Source organism: Alishewanella agri BL06 (assembly GCF_000272005.1).
GTDB lineage: Bacteria > Pseudomonadota > Gammaproteobacteria > Enterobacterales > Alteromonadaceae > Alishewanella > Alishewanella agri.
Genome location: NZ_AKKU01000017.1, coordinates 164,861 through 182,864 on the forward strand (window position 1 = coordinate 164,861; position 18,004 = coordinate 182,864).

Annotated in this window: 13 protein-coding genes; 5 read left to right on the plus strand and 8 right to left on the minus strand. The window is 46.0% G+C overall.

Going from position 1 to position 18,004, the window contains the following annotated elements; all coding sequences use genetic code 11:
- Positions 1 to 10 precede the first annotated feature (10 nt).
- From AGRI_RS10580 to AGRI_RS10595, 4 genes are all read right to left on the minus strand, one after another.
- The gene (locus AGRI_RS10580; RefSeq protein ID WP_008984932.1) at positions 11 to 2,599 is read right to left on the minus strand and encodes a TonB-dependent receptor; all 2,589 of its coding nucleotides are present in this window, start codon (positions 2,597 to 2,599) and stop codon (positions 11 to 13) included.
- A gap of 160 nt (positions 2,600 to 2,759) precedes the next feature.
- Positions 2,760 to 3,233, minus strand: a complete 474-nt coding sequence (locus AGRI_RS10585) for a methyltransferase family protein (RefSeq protein WP_008984933.1) — start codon at positions 3,231 to 3,233, stop codon at positions 2,760 to 2,762.
- Positions 3,234 to 3,265: 32 nt separating this feature from the next.
- Positions 3,266 to 4,588 (minus strand): ATP-binding protein, encoded by a 1,323-nt coding sequence (locus AGRI_RS10590; protein ID WP_008984934.1) that lies wholly within the window; start codon positions 4,586 to 4,588, stop codon positions 3,266 to 3,268.
- 153 nt (positions 4,589 to 4,741) lie between these two features.
- Positions 4,742 to 5,200, minus strand: coding sequence for a very short patch repair endonuclease (locus tag AGRI_RS10595; protein ID WP_040291807.1), 459 nt, complete (start codon positions 5,198 to 5,200; stop codon positions 4,742 to 4,744).
- 158 nt (positions 5,201 to 5,358) lie between these two features.
- Here AGRI_RS10595 and AGRI_RS10600 point away from each other — a divergent pair, with 158 nt between their 5' ends.
- The 4 genes from AGRI_RS10600 to AGRI_RS10615 are packed head-to-tail and all read left to right on the plus strand — an operon-like array spanning position 5,359 to position 12,610.
- Positions 5,359 to 6,861, plus strand: coding sequence for an ATP-binding protein (locus AGRI_RS10600; RefSeq protein ID WP_008984936.1), 1,503 nt, complete (start codon positions 5,359 to 5,361; stop codon positions 6,859 to 6,861).
- Entirely contained in the window at positions 6,858 to 9,599 is a 2,742-nt protein-coding gene (locus AGRI_RS10605; protein ID WP_008984937.1) for a Z1 domain-containing protein, read from the plus strand. The genes AGRI_RS10600 and AGRI_RS10605 overlap by 4 nt, the downstream gene beginning before the upstream one ends.
- Positions 9,586 to 10,551: a PD-(D/E)XK motif protein gene (locus AGRI_RS10610; RefSeq protein ID WP_008984938.1), complete on the plus strand. Its 966-nt coding sequence runs from the start codon at positions 9,586 to 9,588 to the stop codon at positions 10,549 to 10,551. The genes AGRI_RS10605 and AGRI_RS10610 overlap by 14 nt, the downstream gene beginning before the upstream one ends.
- The gene (locus tag AGRI_RS10615) at positions 10,544 to 12,610 is read left to right on the plus strand and encodes an AIPR family protein (RefSeq protein WP_008984939.1); all 2,067 of its coding nucleotides are present in this window, start codon (positions 10,544 to 10,546) and stop codon (positions 12,608 to 12,610) included. The genes AGRI_RS10610 and AGRI_RS10615 overlap by 8 nt, the downstream gene beginning before the upstream one ends.
- On the opposite strand, the gene AGRI_RS10620 is transcribed toward AGRI_RS10615, so the two are convergent.
- The 4 genes from AGRI_RS10620 to AGRI_RS10635 form a co-directional block, all read right to left on the minus strand.
- Positions 12,607 to 14,175: a DNA cytosine methyltransferase gene (locus AGRI_RS10620; protein ID WP_008984940.1), complete on the minus strand. Its 1,569-nt coding sequence runs from the start codon at positions 14,173 to 14,175 to the stop codon at positions 12,607 to 12,609. The genes AGRI_RS10615 and AGRI_RS10620 overlap by 4 nt on opposite strands.
- 106 nt (positions 14,176 to 14,281) lie before the next feature.
- Positions 14,282 to 14,509: a hypothetical protein gene (locus AGRI_RS10625; protein ID WP_008984941.1), complete on the minus strand. Its 228-nt coding sequence runs from the start codon at positions 14,507 to 14,509 to the stop codon at positions 14,282 to 14,284.
- A gap of 147 nt (positions 14,510 to 14,656) precedes the next feature.
- Entirely contained in the window at positions 14,657 to 15,097 is a 441-nt protein-coding gene (locus AGRI_RS10630) for a hypothetical protein (RefSeq protein WP_008984942.1), read from the minus strand.
- Positions 15,097 to 15,654, minus strand: a complete 558-nt coding sequence (locus tag AGRI_RS10635) for a DUF6942 family protein (RefSeq protein ID WP_040291835.1) — start codon at positions 15,652 to 15,654, stop codon at positions 15,097 to 15,099. Before AGRI_RS10635 ends, AGRI_RS10630 begins: the two co-directional genes overlap by 1 nt.
- Before the next feature lie 250 nt (positions 15,655 to 15,904).
- On the opposite strand from AGRI_RS10635, the gene AGRI_RS10640 reads away from it, so the two are divergent.
- Entirely contained in the window at positions 15,905 to 17,932 is a 2,028-nt protein-coding gene (locus AGRI_RS10640; protein ID WP_008984944.1) for a S9 family peptidase, read from the plus strand.
- The last annotated feature ends 72 nt before the right edge of the window (positions 17,933 to 18,004 follow it).

Consider the following 18,004-nt stretch of genomic DNA (forward strand, 5'->3'; position numbering starts at 1 on the left):
AGGCACTGAATTAAAAGCGATAACTCACTTTTGCGTAAACAAACCGACCACGTGGGTTGTGCACTTTAGAAGCATAGCCATACAAGTCGGCATCGCCATCACCGATAGCAAATGGCGGATCCTTATCCAGCGCATTGTTCATCCCCAGCATTAGCGTAGTGTTATCGTTCAGGTTATAACGGCCCTGAATATCCAGTAACGCCTGGGCACTCACAGTTCGGGTTTTGGTCGTCATCACTTCATTTGGTGCGGCATAATCCTCGAATGCCCCAACATAGTTCAAACTGGTAACTAAGCCCCATTCGCCAAAACTCCAGTCAGCTGTCGCCAGCCAACGATGTTGTGGATAGTTATATTCACCCGCGTAATCAATATTATTTTTCTCAAACTTATGCGTGTAAGAATAATCGAGGCTTAACCGTAGAGCGCCATACTGCTGCATATCCATCCGGTATGCGGTGGATAAATCCACCCCCGTAGCCTCTTGCGAACTGATATTGATATAGCTGTTGAACAAGCGGGATAGCTCGCCCAGTGTCTGACCAGGCAGCGGCGCTAGCCGCACACAGATAGTACTATTTTGACGGTTACACTCCGCAGCGTAGACATTTTCATAGTCGTTCTGGTCAATTTTATTATCCTGAGTGATACTCCAGACATCTGCACTGATATCAAACTGGTCGGTCACCTGCCAGACAAAGCCTACATTAAAGGTCTCTGATTCCTCAGGCTCCAGATCGCCACCACCAACAAAGACGATGGTGTAGTCGGTTGCAGCACAGGCTGGGTTACTGGCATCAGGGGTAGGACAACGGAAAGTATCAGTAAAGAATACTGACTCCTGTGATGGCCCTAAACCAATCTGGGCCAGTGATGGCGCGCGGAAGCCCTGACCATAAGACGCACGAACTGTGAAGTTATCCAGTGGTCGCCATTTCATACTGACCTGAGGATTGGTGGTCGAGCCAAAATCGCTGTAGTCATCGTAACGGCCAGCCAACGTAAATTCTAACTGGTCAGTCACCGGCACCAAAAACTCGATATAAGCTGCATACTGATCACGCTCAGCCTGGGCAGATACCGACTCAGTACCGAAAATCAAACCGCGCTGAAATTGATCATCGGGTTGGTCAAACGCATCCTCTTTACGGTACTCAGCACCGGCAGCAAAAGATACCATCTGGTCACCCAGCTGGAAGGCATCACCACTAATACTGGCATCAAAAGCGGTCAGATGGGATTCACCACGACGAACCAGACTAGTGGTAATGGCGTCAATCACTTCAGGTGAATTGGTAACGCCACCAAAAGGGTTATAGTTACCTAAATTGATTTGTTGCTGCAGAAAATCGGTGCGCACCCAACCTTGCGACTTACTGCCAGTCTGCATCGATTCGCTGCGGCCTTTTTGCGCTGAAATATCCCAATCTAACTCATTCAGTTGGCCTTTAACCCCCAGCACTAACCGTAACGAGTCTGATTCAATATCCCAGATACGGGGTCCGGCATCAACGGTACGGTAGCGGTTAATGCCAACATCCACGCCAAAGGGGTTATTAGGGTGAGAAGCGGGAACGGTCAAACCAGCGTCACCATCCAGCGGCGTCGCTGCGCCCTGAGCTTTTGAGCGGTTATGCTGTACTGACAACTCGACATAAGCCTGAGTATGAGCACCAATATTCTGACTTGCCTGTAATACGGCACCGACCCGCTCGGCTGGCGTAACCGCCATAATCGCTGGACCATAATCGTAAACACAGGTTTGACCAAAGGCTTGATCTCCCGGACAACCCGGGTCAATACGGGTAACACCATTGACAATAAAGTTACCAGGATAGCCACGTGACGACCGTAAGTCATTACCACCATAAGGTGCCTGATTGGCCGTACCGAAACGCCCCATCTCTGACCCCAAAATGGTCGTATTCTTAAAATAATCCAGAATTAATGTCGCGCTTGCTTCTTTTGCCTGAGCACCCCAAACCAGGCTGGCAGAGGTTTCATCATAAGTTGGCCCCGTCGTACCGCCATGGCTTATTGCTACCTCGGTACCTTCAAAGTCCTTTCTAAGAATTACGTTTACTACACCCGCCACAGCGTCAGAACCATAAACCGCCGATGCTCCGTCTTTCAGGATTTCTACTCGTTCAATAGCGGCAACCGGAATGCTATTGATATCAACGAAAGAATTAGCAATATTCTCGGCAAAAGCGCTTACCGCCACCCGCCGGCCATTAATCAGCACTAAGGTAGCATCAGCACCAAAGCCGCGCAGACTAATAGCTGCACCACCGTTGGCAGTGGAATCCTGGTTATTGCCGCGGGTTGAAAAAGTCCCAACACCGGCAACAGGCGTCCGCTCTAATAGTTGTTGTAAATTGGAAAAGCCCGATTTTGAAATAGCATCCCGATCAATAACGGCAATCGGCACAGCGCCTTCCAAATCATTACGTTTGATCCTGGAACCGGTTACTTCAATCCGTTCAACTTGCTGCAGTTCTGAGTTTTCAGTGCTTTGCTGTTGTGCCACCGAAGCGAAAGGTAATAGTAGGGAACCTGTTGCCACAGCGCACAGTGAGAGTTTAAATGGGATCTTCATGGATATCCTTCTCTTATGCTTATTAACATGGCCACATATTAGCCATCAAAAAATTAGCATACGAATAACCAACAAACAAGGAACCGAGACAGAAATATATATAAATAACTGATATAAATATATTTTATATAACAACATAAACTAATACAAAGGTAGTAGCTTAAAACCAACGCCTAACGTTTTGTAAATAAACCTGATACTCAGCAGCAAATTTTTGCCGCAAAAAGCGCTCTTCCGGCATTATCTGAAAGCGGTTCATATACAATACAAACAGCGGTAGCAAAGCCAAAGCCAGTATGCTCTGCAAATAACAGGCAAAGGCTGCCAACAACAATAAAAACCCCAGATACATCGGATTGCGGCTGTAACGGTAAATGCCCACCAGCACCAAACTGGAGCTTTGTTGCGGCACCCGCGGATCCACCGTGGTTTTAGCGCGCCGAAACGCCAACACGCCAGCCAATGCCACCGCTATGCCGGTCATCGCCAGACAAAGTGCTAACACTGTGGTATATAGCGCCGGTAGCGCCAATTGCACAGAGAATGGCGCAGTAAGTGGTGCCAGCAGCCACATCCCAAGCGCAAATAACAACATTAAAAGCAGCGGTGGGATTTTAAGTTCTAAAAATGACATAGTTGGCTCCCTGTAGCGATAACGTCTAACCTTTATGTCAACAGATGCTGAGTAACGGCATGCGCGGTGTAATAAAGTGGGTACACCAGATGTTGCTGTTCCAGCGCTGAAGAGCCCTGAGTGCCCGTTAATTTGATCGTTTTTAGCGGCTGGCATTTTTCAATAAAGGATTGCAGCGATCGGGCACGGGTGCGCTTACCGCTTTTCACTTCCAGCGGAATAATATTGCCGGTCGCATCAGTTAGAATAAATTCAATTTCCGCTCTGGCATCATTCCAGGAAAAACATGGATCGATCCCCAGCGCAGCCAACTCCTGCTGTACAAAATTTTCTGCAATATAGCCTTTATACTCAAAATTCTGCTGCTTAAGCTCCAGATAACTTACACCAAGCATGTGGTTTAGCAGACCGACATCAAACAGAAACAGCTTTACCATATTATCCTTTTTATAAGCAGCCAGCGGGCTGCGGGGCAACCCTTCAAGCGGATAATTTTTTAATACCAGACGGCATTTTTCCAGCCAGGCAATGCCGGTTTCCAGATCCTGATAACGTGATTTTCGCGCATAAACATCTTTAAATTTAAAGCGCTTAACCGACTCATCTACCACAGCTGCCAGCTGTGACGGTACAGCTGTAAAAATAGCTTCTATCAGCGCCGCATCGGTTTTACCGGCATATTTACCAAAATCCCGACGATAACCAGCCAGCAGATCCGCCTGTACTTTTGAAACCGCTTTAACCCGCTGCAAGATGCTCTGGTCAACCAATTTAAACCACAGGCTCACCGCCTCCGGCATACCACCAGTAAAGTAATAATCAGTTAACTTATCAAACAATCTGCTGTGCGCAGCCGCGGAGTTTTGCGCTGCGTCATACACCTTTAGTAAGGCCGGCTCATTGGCGGCCAACAAAAACTCGCGAAAGGTTAAAGGGCGTAAATTGTATTGTTCCACCTTACCCACCGGGAAAGTATTCAGCAAACCAATATTAGAGCCACTAGCAGCAATAAACGCCTGCGGGGTTTGCTCGGCAAAGTACTTTAAGGCAGTAACAGCACGTGGGCATTCACCAATTTCATCGAGGATTAATAAGTCGGTTTGCAGATTAAACGGCTGGCCTGTTAACAGCTCTATATTGGTCAGTACATCTTGCGGTACTAAAGAGCTGGCAAAGGCATCAGCCATCTGTGGCGATTCCAAAAAATCGATACGCAGTACTCTAGGGAAATGCTGACCAAACAGAGTTTGCAGTAAGTAGGTTTTACCGGTCTGCCGGGCGCCGTCAATTAGCAGTGGCTTGCGCTCAGGCCGGGCTTTCCAGTCTAGTAAGGTCGTCAGTAGCTCACGTTGCATAACAGGCTCCAGCTGGGACACCACAGCAACACTACACTTTTATGCGCATAAAAACAAACAAATCAACATTTTTGTGCGCATAAAAATGTTAAAAACCACACTTTTGTGCGCATAAAAGTGAATAGATACGAGAATGATTCAAAAAATAGACCTTTATACTAATACTTCAGGGACCTCTGCAAAACTGCCACCAGTGCGCAGCCAGTCTGAAACTTCCAAGACCAACTGCTCCTTGGGCAGCTTATTTTTCCCTTTTAACGCACATTCCCAAACCAACATTACCCACCAGCCCAGCTCCCGCAGTTTATCCTGCACTGCTTCGTCATGGGCACGATTAGCAGTGATTTTCTGTCGCCACCAACCTGCGCGGGTTTTCGGCCAGTGGAACATAGCGCACTGGTGCTGATGCCAGAAACAGCCCTGCACAAAGAGCACTGCCTTGTATCGCGGAAATACCAAATCCGGCTTACCCGGCAAGCTGGAGACATGAAACCTGTAGCGAAATCCCGCCCGGTGCAAGGACCTGCGTACCAACATTTCAGGTCGGGTATCCCGGTTTTTGATGGCAGTCATGTTTTTACTTCTGACTGCCTTGGAGTGGACATCTGCCATACTAATCCTGATTAAATTCAGCTACTTTTCAAAATATCTAAGAGACTAGATTGTTTCTAAATTCGGTGTTAGGTTATAGAGCTTAGTACTTAGGACAAGCTTAACTAGGATAAATCTCTCGATTAAATGGAAGTTGGGACGGTCTTTCGGAGTTATAAATGGAATTAGTGACTGATTCAGAATACCAAGTAAGAGAAATTCAGGCTGCACCCTATGCATCTTCACTTATTGAGGGGCACAGAGATTTTGGTTACAGCCTTGAAACCGCATTAGCTGATATCGTAGATAACTCAATTACGGCGGGCGCATCAGAGATAAGAATTACGGCAATCACTTCCTCAGATTCACCTTATATCGCGATAGTTGACAATGGCAGTGGTATGGCCGAAGCCGAGCTTGTGGAGGCCATGAAGCTTGGAGCTAAAAACCCTACGCACGCAAGGTTACGAAAGGATCTTGGCCGCTTTGGTCTCGGTATGAAAAGCGCCAGTTTCTCACAGTGCAGACAACTTACAGTAATTAGCCGCAAAGATGGTAAAGATACCTGTGCCAGGTGGGATCTTGATCACGTTGCATCTAGAAACGACTGGACACTAACCATCATAGACAATCCCGAAAAACTGACTCATTACCAACTATTAACTTCAAATGGGTCTGCTGTTATTTGGGAAAAGCTAGACAGACTTCTTGGTGAGACAAGTCTGCCTCAGGGTAAATCTATTGAACATGCAAACGCTGAGCTTGTTAAAGCAGAAAGGCATTTATGCCAGGTTTTCCACCGTTTTCTTGAAGGCACCAAACCACGGTTGTCTTTGTACCTCAATGATCGAAAACTAAAGCCGCTTGATCCACTTTGTAGTGATCACCCGGCAACCCAAAAAGATCCTGAAGAGGTAATTCCCCTTAACAAGGGTAATGTCAGAATTCGCTGCCATACATTGCCGCATCACAGAAAAATGGATTCTGATGACTGGGATGAATTAGCTGGGCCTGAAGGTCATGTTAAATCGCAGGGGCTTTATATATACAGGGAAGACAGATTAATCATTGCCGGTGGCTGGCTTGGACTTACAAAGCAAACGGAGCTTACCAAACTCTGCAGAATAGCTATTGATATTCCCAACACTATGGATTCAGAGTGGAAGATTGATGTTAAAAAAGCTTCAGCTCAGTTACCGCCGCAAGTACGCGACCGATTAAAGCGGATCATTGAGCGTTTTGTTGGTACATCTAAAAGAACCTACAGTGCCAGAGGTAAAAAGTTAGTTGATGAGGATTTGCACCCCCTATGGAATCGCGTAATCGCCAACGGTCAAATAAGCTTTAAACCCAATCTCGTCCACCCGGTATTTAGCTCTTATGCCAATCAATTGCCCGAAGATCTTAAAGATGGCTTTTATCGCTGTCTGCGTCTGGTAGGTTCAGGCTTACCTATCGATACACTTCATGCCGAATTAGTAGGCAACCCGGAAGCTGTAGTATCAGCTGAGGCGGAAATAGAAGATTTACGGGATCTTGTGTATTCACTTGCAGAAACCTTATTAAAAAATGGTGTTAGCACTGACGTCATTAAAAACGTCATGCAAGCTAACCCGTATCTTCGTGACCGCTGGGAATCAGCGAATGAATTACTTTTAGAGTTTTTAGGGAAGAAATCATGAGTTCGATTTTTGATACTGTTAAAGATATGGTGGAAATGGGGCTATTCAGCCAACCTAGAAAATCCGAATCTGAGCTACGTGAGTTTATTAAAAGTGTAGCGACTGTTTTTCCGCCAGGATTGAATGACGAAGAGCTAGAAAAGCTAGCAAAGGAGATAGAGTTTAAGCAGGGCATCAAGGCAGGGCTGGGAGCGGTTGTCGATGGAGAGGGGTTCGAGCCGTGGTTGGATGATGCGAAAGCTTCGATAACGCCATATTACTGGTCAAGATATGAAAAACTGCTACTTCAAAATGGCTTACCTAAGGACGTAATTCGAACCACTGACAAAGTCACAGACACTATTCTAAGCCGATTGGGAAATCCTTACCTAGAAAAACAATGGGATCGTCGTGGCATGGTTGTTGGGCATGTTCAGAGCGGAAAAACAGCGAATTACACAGGATTGATTTGTAAAGCAGCAGATGCTGGTTATCGCTTAATCATTATTATTGCTGGTATCCATACAAACCTTAGAAATCAGACTCAAGAAAGAATAGATGAAGGTTTTATTGGGTTCGACTCAGGTAAAGACTGGGGGCGTGTGGTTGGTGGCAGAAAGTATGTTATTGGAGCAGGCAATTTTGGTGCAGAAAGGAGGCCAGTAACGCTAACTACAAGAATACATGACTTTAATAAAAGCAGAGCTGATAGTGATCGCAGTCAAATTGGTGATTATGTCGAACCAGTTGTTTTAGTGATCAAAAAGAATCATCGTACCCTGCAGAACTTGCTTGATTGGTTAAAAGACAATAGTGCTTCTGGTGACCAGCAAATGATAGAACAGCCTATGCTGTTGATTGACGATGAAGCTGATAACGCAAGCATTAATACTAAATATGGAAAGAAGCTCATAACGACAATAAACGGTCAAATCCGTGACCTTCTTAAGCTTTTTCATCGAAGCTGTTATGTCGCATACACTGCAACACCTTTCGCAAATATCTTTATAGATCCTGACCAAGACGATGATATGCATGGTGAGGATTTATTTCCTGCAGATTTTATTATTGGCTTAGATGCACCAGATAACTACTTTGGGGCTACTAAAGTGTTTATTGATGGTCTTCCTGATGACGATGAGCCGCAATGGCTTCGAACCATACAAGACAACGAAGACATTCTCCCGATAAACCACAAACAAGATTTTATTTTAAATGGTGTACCTAATTCACTTATAAAAGCAGTGAGATCTTTTTTGCTTGCAAGAACTATTCGTAATCTAAGGGGAGAGGAGCACAAACACTGCTCAATGTTAATAAACGCAAGTTGGAGAAACCCTATACAGAAACAGATAAGAAACAGAGTCCATGATGTCGTTGAGACAATTAAGAACTCTGTAAGGCTAAATGCATCGTTAGGTGAGGCGGCTCTGAGCGACCCAGAAATATTCGCTTTAAAGCAAGTATGGGAAGAAGAATTTGCAGATAATTTTGCTGATTGGTCAAAAATCCAAGCACAGTTACATGATGCTATAGCTGCAACTTCTGTTGTTGTGGTTAACAAAGACTCCGGATTCCTCGAATACCCAAAAGAGAAAAGCGGTTCAAAAGGGAAGTCATATATCGCAGTTGGGGGATATGCTCTATCACGCGGCTTAACACTGGAAGGTCTCACAATAACGTGGTTTTTACGTAACACTATGATGTACGACACGTTGATGCAGATGGGACGTTGGTTTGGCTATCGTACAGGGTATGAAGATCTCTGTCGTATATGGATGCCTGACGAAGCAATTGGCTGGTACAGCTTTATAGCTAATGCTACAAATGAGTTACATGATGAACTCAAAGATATGGAAAAGGCAAAAGCTACTCCAGAACAATTTGGTCTAGCCGTGAGGAGTCACCCTGCTTCCTTATTGGTTACGGCAAGAAACAAAATGGGCTCAGGAAGAAAAATAATTTCTTCTGTAGGCCTATCAAACGAATTTATTGAAACTTCAAAAGTATCAATTGCTCCGAAAAGTATTGAAAATAATATACGTTTAGCTAGAGAGCTAATAGCAAAATGCTTTGACGGCGAATTCCATAAAGAATCTTGTAAATGGGGCCAACTATTTGTTGGGATTGACTTTGATGTTGTTGATTATTTTTTATCGGGTTGGGACAACGCCGAACAAAGCATCCTAACAAAAACCGAACCGGTAAGAGCCTACCTACGTCCAAGAAAAGATGATGAGGTTTCTAAATGGGATGTCCTGATCGTAAGCTTGAACAAAGGGACTTTTGACGATTCTCTTGGAGTTGAGATAATACCCATTCAACGTTATGTGTGCCTAGATGACTTGAAGCATAACTTCATGTCCTTCAGTGGCAAAAAAATGCGAGTTGCCAGCCGAGGAGTAGAGAAAGCTGGTGTCGATCCAATAAAGGCCGAAAAGGCGGAAGAAGAGTACCGCAGAAACAACCAGAAAACCCCAACTGAAAAATTAAACTACCCCGATGGTATATATCGAAAGGTTAGAGACCGCCCACTTCTAATTATTTATTATGTTCAAGCAACCCCACCTAAAGGTCGAGAAAGTGATCCAAAGGCTGAACGGATTCCATCGTCACCAGTGGTGGCTTGGGGTATGAGCTTACCTGTATCAAATAAACCATCTGATAAAGTTGAATATTTAGTTAATACGATACGGTATCAAGAGATGTTTGGAGAGTATCAAGAAGACGAGGATTTATTAGCTGATGATCATATCTGAGAGTCCTTGGAATAAGCTAAGTGAGGATGAGGCATTAAGGGTAAAAGCCGACGGTAAATTTGATTTTTTCTGGGTAAGACCAGAAACCGGTGTACCCGGCTTGATGCTTCGTTTATTGGAGAAACCCGATCCTTTACCTCGCTTGCCCAAACTTAAAAACTTAACTGCAAATTTCAGAAGCGTTAGTTCAGGCTATGCTTTTGTTCTAACCCTTAAAGATCAGAGTCAAATTGATGTATTCGAAACACTTTGCCGCGATGTAGTAGATGCAGGCGAGTCAGCAGACAATATCAATGAAGCATTGTCACGAACCATACAAAGAACATATCGCTGGCATCACTTGCTTCGAGGCGGTAAACCGAACGGCTTAACCCTTGAAGAACAGCGAGGCCTCGTTGGTGAGCTTGCGTACTTACGTAAATTAGTTGAAAAGCTTGGCCCCGATATGGCCATTGAAGGATGGACAGGACCTGGCGGAGCAACTCGGGATTTCGAGTTCATAAATACCTGCATCGAAGTTAAAACTAAAAGAGCCGCTGCCAAGCCCTATGTCTCTATTTCATCGGCAGAACAGTTAGCAGATATCAAAGATTGTCGCCTTTTTCTTAATGTGCAAAACGTGGCATCAGCTGTCAGCCCTGATGGGCTAACTTTGCATGACCACGTGGTATTGACTGCCAAGTTGTTTCAAAACTCAACGAATGCTTTTGATAAGTGGGAAGATTTGCTTTATTCGACCGGCTATGACCCCGCAAATGATTACGAAGAGCGCCGCTGGCATTTATTTGCAGATGAAACCTATGAAGTAAAGGACGGTTTCCCACGTATTATGCCCCCTCTGTTGCCGGGCGTAGAAATGGTGAGGTACTCAATAGCACTGGATGCCTGCAGTGACTTTATAACAGACCAGGATCCTACAAGCCTGATTCTTGAGAGTGATGCTAATGAGTGAATTGATAGAATTTCACCGGGAGCTGATTGCGGATATCCAGGGTGATGCAGACGTTCAGGGGTTGATCACCGCAGAAGCTTTTTTTGAGAAAGTAACTGACTTACTTACCGAAACCGGCGAAATAGATGAGGCGAACAGAGCCTACTACGAGGGGGCAATTGGCAAGTCAGTTATTAAGGTGGATGGATATGGTGGCGACCCGGCAGAAAACGCCAACATACTCACTTTAATTCTCTGCGATTTTGCCATTACTAGTGAAGTCAGAGCGATAAATAAAGCTGATGTAGAGAACTTTCAGAAAAGGTTATATCGCTTCCTGGAAGCTAGTTTAGATGCAAACTTCAGAAACTCACTGGAAGAAAGCAGTAACGGCTTCAGCCTTGCTCAACTGATCAATGTAAGATGGCAAAATATTGAAAAAATTAAATTTATCATTGCCACAAATGCAAGTTTCAATGCCCGCTCTGATGCCGAGCCCCTGGCGCCATTGGATAATAAACCAATTAGCCTGAGCGTTTGGGACCTTAAGCGACTCAAGCAGTTTGTTGAACAAGGGCAGGCAAGAGCAGACCTTGTAATAAACTTCGCCGACGATTTTGGCGGCAGCGTACCGGTCCTTAAAGCCTCGACTGGCGGTGATACCCTAGAGAGTTATCTGGCCGTTATACCAGGCTGGCAGCTGGCAAACATTTATGAAAAATGGGGGCCAAGACTACTTGAAGCAAATGTCAGAAGCTTCCTGCAGGCGCGCGGTAAGGTTAACAAGGGTATCAGAGATACTATCAGAGACGAGCCCCATATGTTCTTTGCCTATAACAACGGTTTAAGTGCGACAGCAGACAGCATTGAACTGGAAAAAACTGAAGATGGCTTTGTACTTTCAAACGCCACCAACCTTCAGATTGTAAATGGAGGCCAAACCACAGCATCTTTACATGCGGCAAGAAAGCTGTTTGAACAGCAACTAAAAAACGTGCATGTACAAATGAAACTTACCATAGTGCCGAATTTGCTTTCTGAGCAAGTAGTTCCAAGAATTTCTGAGTACGCCAATAGCCAAAATAAGGTTAACGCGGCTGATTTCTTCGCTAACCACCCTTACCACGTCAGAGTGGAAGAACTATCACGTAAATTACTGGCGCCAGCTGGCGAGTCCAGATACCGCGAGACCAAGTGGTTTTATGAACGGGCAAGAGGCCAATATGCTGACGAACGCGCCCGTCGAACCATTGCTGAACGGAAAAAATTTGACACTGAGTTTCCGAGGAACCAGTTCTTTACCAAAACAGAGCTGGCAAAAATTGAAAATACCTTTAGCTGCTTACCGCATATTGTGAGCTTGGGCGCACAGAAAAATTTTACCGAGTTTGCAAAAAATATTGGTAAAGCATGGGGGAATAACGGCGAGTCTTTTGATGAGTTATGGTTTAAAAGGCTTATCGCTAAAGTTATTTTATTCCGTGCTATGGAAAATTTGGTTTCAAAAGCGGATTGGTACGAAGGAGATTGTCGGGCCAATATTGTTACCTATGGCATTAGTAAACTGGTTTTTGATCTTAACGAAATAAACAAAGTTATTGATTTGGACTGGATCTGGAAAAATCAATCATTATCACCTCAATTAAATATTGCTTTGCTAGAGGCAGGTAGAATTTCACAAGAAGTTATTATAAATCCTCCTAAAGGGCTTCAAAATCCAAGAGAATGGGCGAAAAAAGAAATATGTTGGAAATGGGTCGCAGAGAAAACTGCAGATTACATGACGAAACCAGACAAAATTAGTATTTCTAAAGATCTGGCCATAAGTAGAGTAAAAGACGCAAAGCGCTCAGCGGAACTTGACCAGAGCGTTAACACAGAGATTGAAGTTTTTAAATTAGGCTCAGAACTATGGCGCTCAGCTTTGGCATGGGGAATCAGTAAAGATCTTCTTAGCCCAAAAGAGCGAGGCATACTTGAGACCTGCACTGCAATACCCAGAAAGATACCGTCTGACAAACAATGCACCGTAGCACTGGCAACTCTGAATAAGTTAAAAGAAATGGGGTTTGAAGTTTAACCTGCGCAATCGCCGTTAATGTAATCCCATACAATAGCGGCGATTTGATTTGCAAGAAATGGAGGCACCGCATTCCCGACTTGATGAAACTGTTCAGTCCTCGGCCCTTGGAAAAAATAGTTATCCGGAAATGTTTGTAGGCGTGCAGCTTCACGCACAGTCAAGCTACGACATTGCGCCGGGTCATAGTGAATAAAGTAATGACCGTCTTTTGAAATATGGCTAGTTATGGTGGTTGAGGGGCCGTTACGTGTTTGCACCCGGAAGCGATCTGAAAACTTGCCACTTTCCCAATTCTTATGAGCCGGCGCCAAGCCCGGTAACAAGAATTCTGCATGTCCTTTTGGTGACTTATTACGTTGTTCGGCAAACACTGCCGCATAAGCATAGCGACCTAAATCGTCGATACGGTGCGAGCGGCTTTCATGATTTAACCAGACATCCAGGTTTTTATCCATTAACCAGGTATCCAGTGGTGCAAAACCTGTCTCAGCATCATATTTTTTGGGGTAAACATTTGCACCGTAATCAGATAGCTCATGTAACTCAGTAGCTGTTTGCCGCAAACCAGCAGCAATATCTTGCATGGCGTAGTCAACAGCGCTGTCGGCAAGCTCATCTAATAACATACCTACATTTTCTGCCCATAATTGTGGAGAATCAGGTTGTTTGCTTAAACGACTGCGAAGTTTGGGGAGTTCATGAATAGCATCCTCAACACTTACTTCAGCCTGTTTCAAAAGGTTCGGGATAGGTCTATCCACATGATCTTCTCTTACACCGACCAAAATCACACGATGACGAGCCTGCGGAATACCATAATCTTCGGCTTTAATGATAAAAGAATTGGCATCCAGTTTGGCTGGATCATCATCGATGGAGAAAGATTGGTCCGACACCATCGAAAAGATTTTATACCTCACTCCATTAGAGACATCTGTAATTGCTCGCTCCGGACAAGCGAGGTCACGTAAAATCTCATGAAAAATAAGACCGTCATTTACTTTGGCAGACAGTAACCCCTTAACATTTTCCATGACAAACAAGGCCGGCTTGTATCTTTGAATGATGCGCAGGTACTCTTTGTATAAAAAGTGACGGTCGTCTCCTTCTGGTTTGTAGTTTGCTTTACCCCTGTTACGTGCTCTGCCAACCAGCGAATAAGCCTGACAAGGTGGACCACCGATTAATACCCAGGGAATATTAGGTGTGCTGCCAAGCGCAGATGTTATAGCTTTGTCTAACTCGGCATTACCTTCTTCAGTGCCGAGTTCAATGCACAATGCTTCTTCGCCAGCTCTTTTCCATAAATCTTCGGAAGCTTCGCTGTAAGGCTCGGTTGTTTCGCCGTGGCAGTAGGAGTAATAGTCTGAAAGCAGCTCAGGTCGTTCCGACCGCAATAAACGATAAAACGCCCGAAGTCTTAAGGTTTTATGAGCAATAGGATCTTTTTCAGCGGATACGACAATATGAAACGACTTGCCGTCATTAAACGCAGAGAAACCCTCGCCTAACCCCCCCGGTCCGGCGAATAGATCAACAACAGGAATTGAATTCCGTTTCATAAGCCTCAAAAAATAACATCAGACATACAACTAAGTGCAAGATTATATTCGGATAGCCAACGAGTTAACAGCTTTAAAATTCCCTTTAAGCTCTACGCTGACATCGTCAACTTCGTAAAAAGCTCACTAACGCATCAATAGTATTATTCGCGCTGCCAATTGCATCAGTCACATCGAATGCCAGCCCTGAATCCAACTCAACACCACCTTTACATACCGACCAGACAGATCCGCCACGCCAACGGTCCGGATTAACGTCAATAAAAATGGTGTAGCCGTTTACCTCTTCTTCATAAGGTAGCCGGATTTCCTCATTCTCAATAAACTTATGCATGTCACTGCTCCCGGTTATTTCAGTTCGTTGATTATTGAACAACCAGCAAGCTCAGGCCTCGGACGATAAGTCACATCAATGGAAAATTTACAGGTAAGATGCAGTTTGATTAAGGCATTTTTGATCGCGGTGTACGAAACAGATAAACTACTCCGCCAAATACCGCTTTAACGTCTCCACCCGCTTGGGGCGGTTGAACAGGCCGTATAGCTCCAGCCAGTCGCTGGCGGGCATAAAGCAGATCTGGTTTTGCCAGTAGCAGCGTTCCGGGTGGAATGTCCATTCGATTAGCTTGCCTTGTTGTAGTACGGCAATGCCGGCCATCAGTTCAATATCACGCTGACCCGGCTGGCTAAAACGGGCAAAGTGGCGGGTAACAAAGTCGGGGTTAAAAGTCACGGCTTCTGGTTGATAATGCTGAGCTAACAGCTGGCAAATGGCGTCGAAATCCTGCTCGCGGCAAACCACGTCGATATCGCCCGGGTTCGCTTCCAGCCCCAATTGCCAGAGCAAACAACTGCCTCCAATCCCAAAGGGGTAAGGTTGTAGTAAAGTCGAAAGCTGCTGTAACTGCGCAGACAGGTTCATTAAAACGTCTCCAACTGCCGAATCAGGCTAACCAGATAAGCAATTTTCTCATTATTAAGCTGCCGGTAGTCAAAATACGGGCAAATCAACAGCCGTTGCCGCTTATCAATGGCAAACTCGGCATTTAGCCACTGCAACTGTGCCGCTAACCCCTGTTCCAGTAGCACTTTGGCAAAGGTGCGGCCGGCAATAATATGGATGCGATCTGTCACCGGCTCAAGCTGGGGTGCGGAAAATAATAGCGCGGTATCACTACCGTTTTGTAACAGCCGGCTATCGCGATAATCTTGCCAGCTGGCGGCATGCTGGTGGAATGTAAACAACGGCGTTTGTGGCAGCGCAAACAGCAGCTTGGCGTAAACATTAAATACTTTGCGCCAGCCATTGCCGCAGGCCTGATTGATCAGTGCGATTTCGCCGCGGCATAACGGCTGAACCTGAGCCAGCGCGTGATATTCCTGCATGGGTGGTCGGTTCGCGACATAAACCCGAAAACGGGCATCGGGATCACCCAAGCCATACTGGCTGGTCTGTAGTTGATTGGGCTGACTCACTATGGGCTGTCTGATATCCGGCGTTACAACGGCCGGCAGTATAGCAAAATCCCCGGGGCGTGTTGACGTTTGCTGCTTGTTATTGCAGCCGTTTAGTTGGTGTTTATACAACGCAGCCGGAATATAAAGCCAGCAGCAACAGGGCCAGGCGGCATTTCCGACTAACACGCCACCCACTGCGGCAAAACAGCTTGGGCCGGCCTGCACTTGTGCTAACATCGTTGCGACAATAAAAAAACAACCGGAGTCCAAAATGAAAAAACTACAGCAACTCTGGCTGTTACTTCTGTGGCTACCGCTGGCGGCATTGGCCAGCAGCGAACAGGATAACAGCTTAAGTGTCGAGCGGATGTGGCAACTGGAGCGCATAGGCAGCCCGGTAGCGTCTGCTGATGGTAAGTTTATCGTTGCCCCTGTTACCCGCTTTGATGTGAAAGCCGATCAGGGCCATACCCGTTTATGGTTATTTGATGATAAGGGCCAACAACGGCCACTCACTGCCGACGGCATGCGTGCCAGCGAAGCGACTTTTTCACCGGATGGCAAAACCCTGGCCTTTATCAGCCAGCGTAATAAAGATGAAGCCGGCCAGATTTATCTGCTGCCACTAACCACACCAGGTGAAGCCCAGCGCTTAACCGAAGTGCCAACCGGGGTTTATGGCATTAAATGGGTAGGTGAGCATCTGTATTTTATCAGCCGCGTTTGGCCGGGTAAAAACTGGGAAGAAATGGCGGCAGAGTTAAAAGCCAACAAAGACAAAAAAGTCTCGGCCTGGCAGTGGAATGCCTTACCTTATTCGCAATTTGACCACTGGATTGATGAAAACCGTCAGGCTCATGTGTTCCGTATCCCGGCCAAGGGTGGTGATGTTGAGCCGGTAACCCAGAAATTTGGCCGCGAGCTGCCGCGTTCCAGCCAGAGTGCCAGCAGCTACGACGTGCACCCGCAAGAGCGTTTTATTGCCTTTAATGCCAATGGCTCTGAGAACAGCGTTGATCCGAAAATTGATATTTTCCTGGCCACAATTGGCAGCGATAACGCGGAAAATATTACCCCGGATAACCAGGCGCCGGACAGCAGCCCGACTTTTAGCCCGGATGGCAAGAGTCTGGCCTTTAGCCGGCAAAAAATTCACGGTTTTTATGCCGATACGGCGCGGTTGATGGTTTACGATTTGGCAGCAAAAACCAGCCGCGAACTGACCAGCAACTGGGATCGCTCAGTCAGCAATTTTGTCTGGAGCAACGATAGCCGCAGCTTCTTCGCCAGTATTGACGACGCCGGTACCAGCCGTTTGTATCAAATTGATGCCCGCAGTGGCAAAGAGCGCGCCATTACCAAAGATACCAGCTTTAACAGCCCGGCTTTGGCCGGCAATATGCTGGTGGCGACTAACGAAAGCTTCCTATACCCGGCACGGCTGGTGAAGGTAGATATCCGTAACGGTCGCACTACCCGTCTGGACAGCTTTAATGATGAGCTGCTGGCAAAAACTGAGTTCGGTAGTTACGAATCCGTAACCTATAAAGGTGCTGATGGTAATGATATTCAGATGTGGGTACATTACCCGGCCGGCTTTGATAAGTCGAAAAAGTATCCGCTGTTCCTGCTAATCCATGGCGGCCCGCATAATGCGATCACCGACAGTTTTAGCTACCGCTGGAATGCGCAAACCTTCTCTTCCTGGGGTTATGTTACCGCCTGGCCTAACTTCCATGGCTCCAGTGGCTTTGGCCAGGATTTTGCCGATGCGATTAACCCGGATTGGCGCACCAAGCCATTGGCTGATATTCAGGCCGCGACAGCCTGGTTCCAGAATCAGCCCTGGATTGATACCGAACGTATGGTAGCAGGTGGCGCCAGCTATGGCGGTTATCTGACTTCCATTTTGCTGGGTACCGAGCATCCGTTTAAAGCCTTGCTGATCCATGCTGCCGTGTACAATATGTACTCACAGATGGCAGCTGACTTTGCGGTGCACTCTACCCGTTTTGGCAATTTCTGGGATAACCCGGAAATTTATAAATCGATTTCACCACACTATGCTGCCGGCAACTTTAATACGCCAACGCTGGTGATCCATGGTCAGTTAGATTACCGGGTACCGGTTGGCCAGGGCTTTGAGTTGTTCCGTACTCTGCAAAGTCGTGGTGTCGAGTCACGCATGATCTATTTCCCGGATGAGAACCACTGGATCTTAAAGCCTAATAATTCAATTTATTGGTATAACCAGGTGAAAGACTGGATGACCCGCTTTGCCGAGCCGGGCGCCCGTTAAGCCCAGCGTAACTTTTGTCAGAAACGCAGCTTCGGCTGCGTTTTTTATGCTGCCAGACGGCTTGTTTTTCAG

Excerpts from the sequence above, each read along its gene's own strand:
- AGRI_RS10620 (WP_008984940.1), bottom strand. The coding sequence starts at position 14,175 with ATGAAACGGAATTCAATTCCTGTTGTTGATCTATTCGCCGGACCGGGG.
- AGRI_RS10610 (WP_008984938.1), top strand. The coding sequence starts at position 9,586 with ATGATCATATCTGAGAGTCCTTGGAATAAGCTAAGTGAGGATGAGGCA.
- AGRI_RS10580 (WP_008984932.1), bottom strand. The coding sequence starts at position 2,599 with ATGAAGATCCCATTTAAACTCTCACTGTGCGCTGTGGCAACAGGTTCC.
- AGRI_RS10595 (WP_040291807.1), bottom strand. The coding sequence starts at position 5,200 with ATGGCAGATGTCCACTCCAAGGCAGTCAGAAGTAAAAACATGACTGCC.
- AGRI_RS10625 (WP_008984941.1), bottom strand. The coding sequence starts at position 14,509 with ATGCATAAGTTTATTGAGAATGAGGAAATCCGGCTACCTTATGAAGAA.
- AGRI_RS10640 (WP_008984944.1), top strand. The coding sequence starts at position 15,905 with ATGAAAAAACTACAGCAACTCTGGCTGTTACTTCTGTGGCTACCGCTG.
- AGRI_RS10585 (WP_008984933.1), bottom strand. The coding sequence starts at position 3,233 with ATGTCATTTTTAGAACTTAAAATCCCACCGCTGCTTTTAATGTTGTTA.
- AGRI_RS10605 (WP_008984937.1), top strand. The coding sequence starts at position 6,858 with ATGAGTTCGATTTTTGATACTGTTAAAGATATGGTGGAAATGGGGCTA.
- AGRI_RS10630 (WP_008984942.1), bottom strand. The coding sequence starts at position 15,097 with ATGAACCTGTCTGCGCAGTTACAGCAGCTTTCGACTTTACTACAACCT.
- AGRI_RS10590 (WP_008984934.1), bottom strand. The coding sequence starts at position 4,588 with ATGCAACGTGAGCTACTGACGACCTTACTAGACTGGAAAGCCCGGCCT.
- AGRI_RS10600 (WP_008984936.1), top strand. The coding sequence starts at position 5,359 with ATGGAATTAGTGACTGATTCAGAATACCAAGTAAGAGAAATTCAGGCT.
- AGRI_RS10615 (WP_008984939.1), top strand. The coding sequence starts at position 10,544 with ATGAGTGAATTGATAGAATTTCACCGGGAGCTGATTGCGGATATCCAG.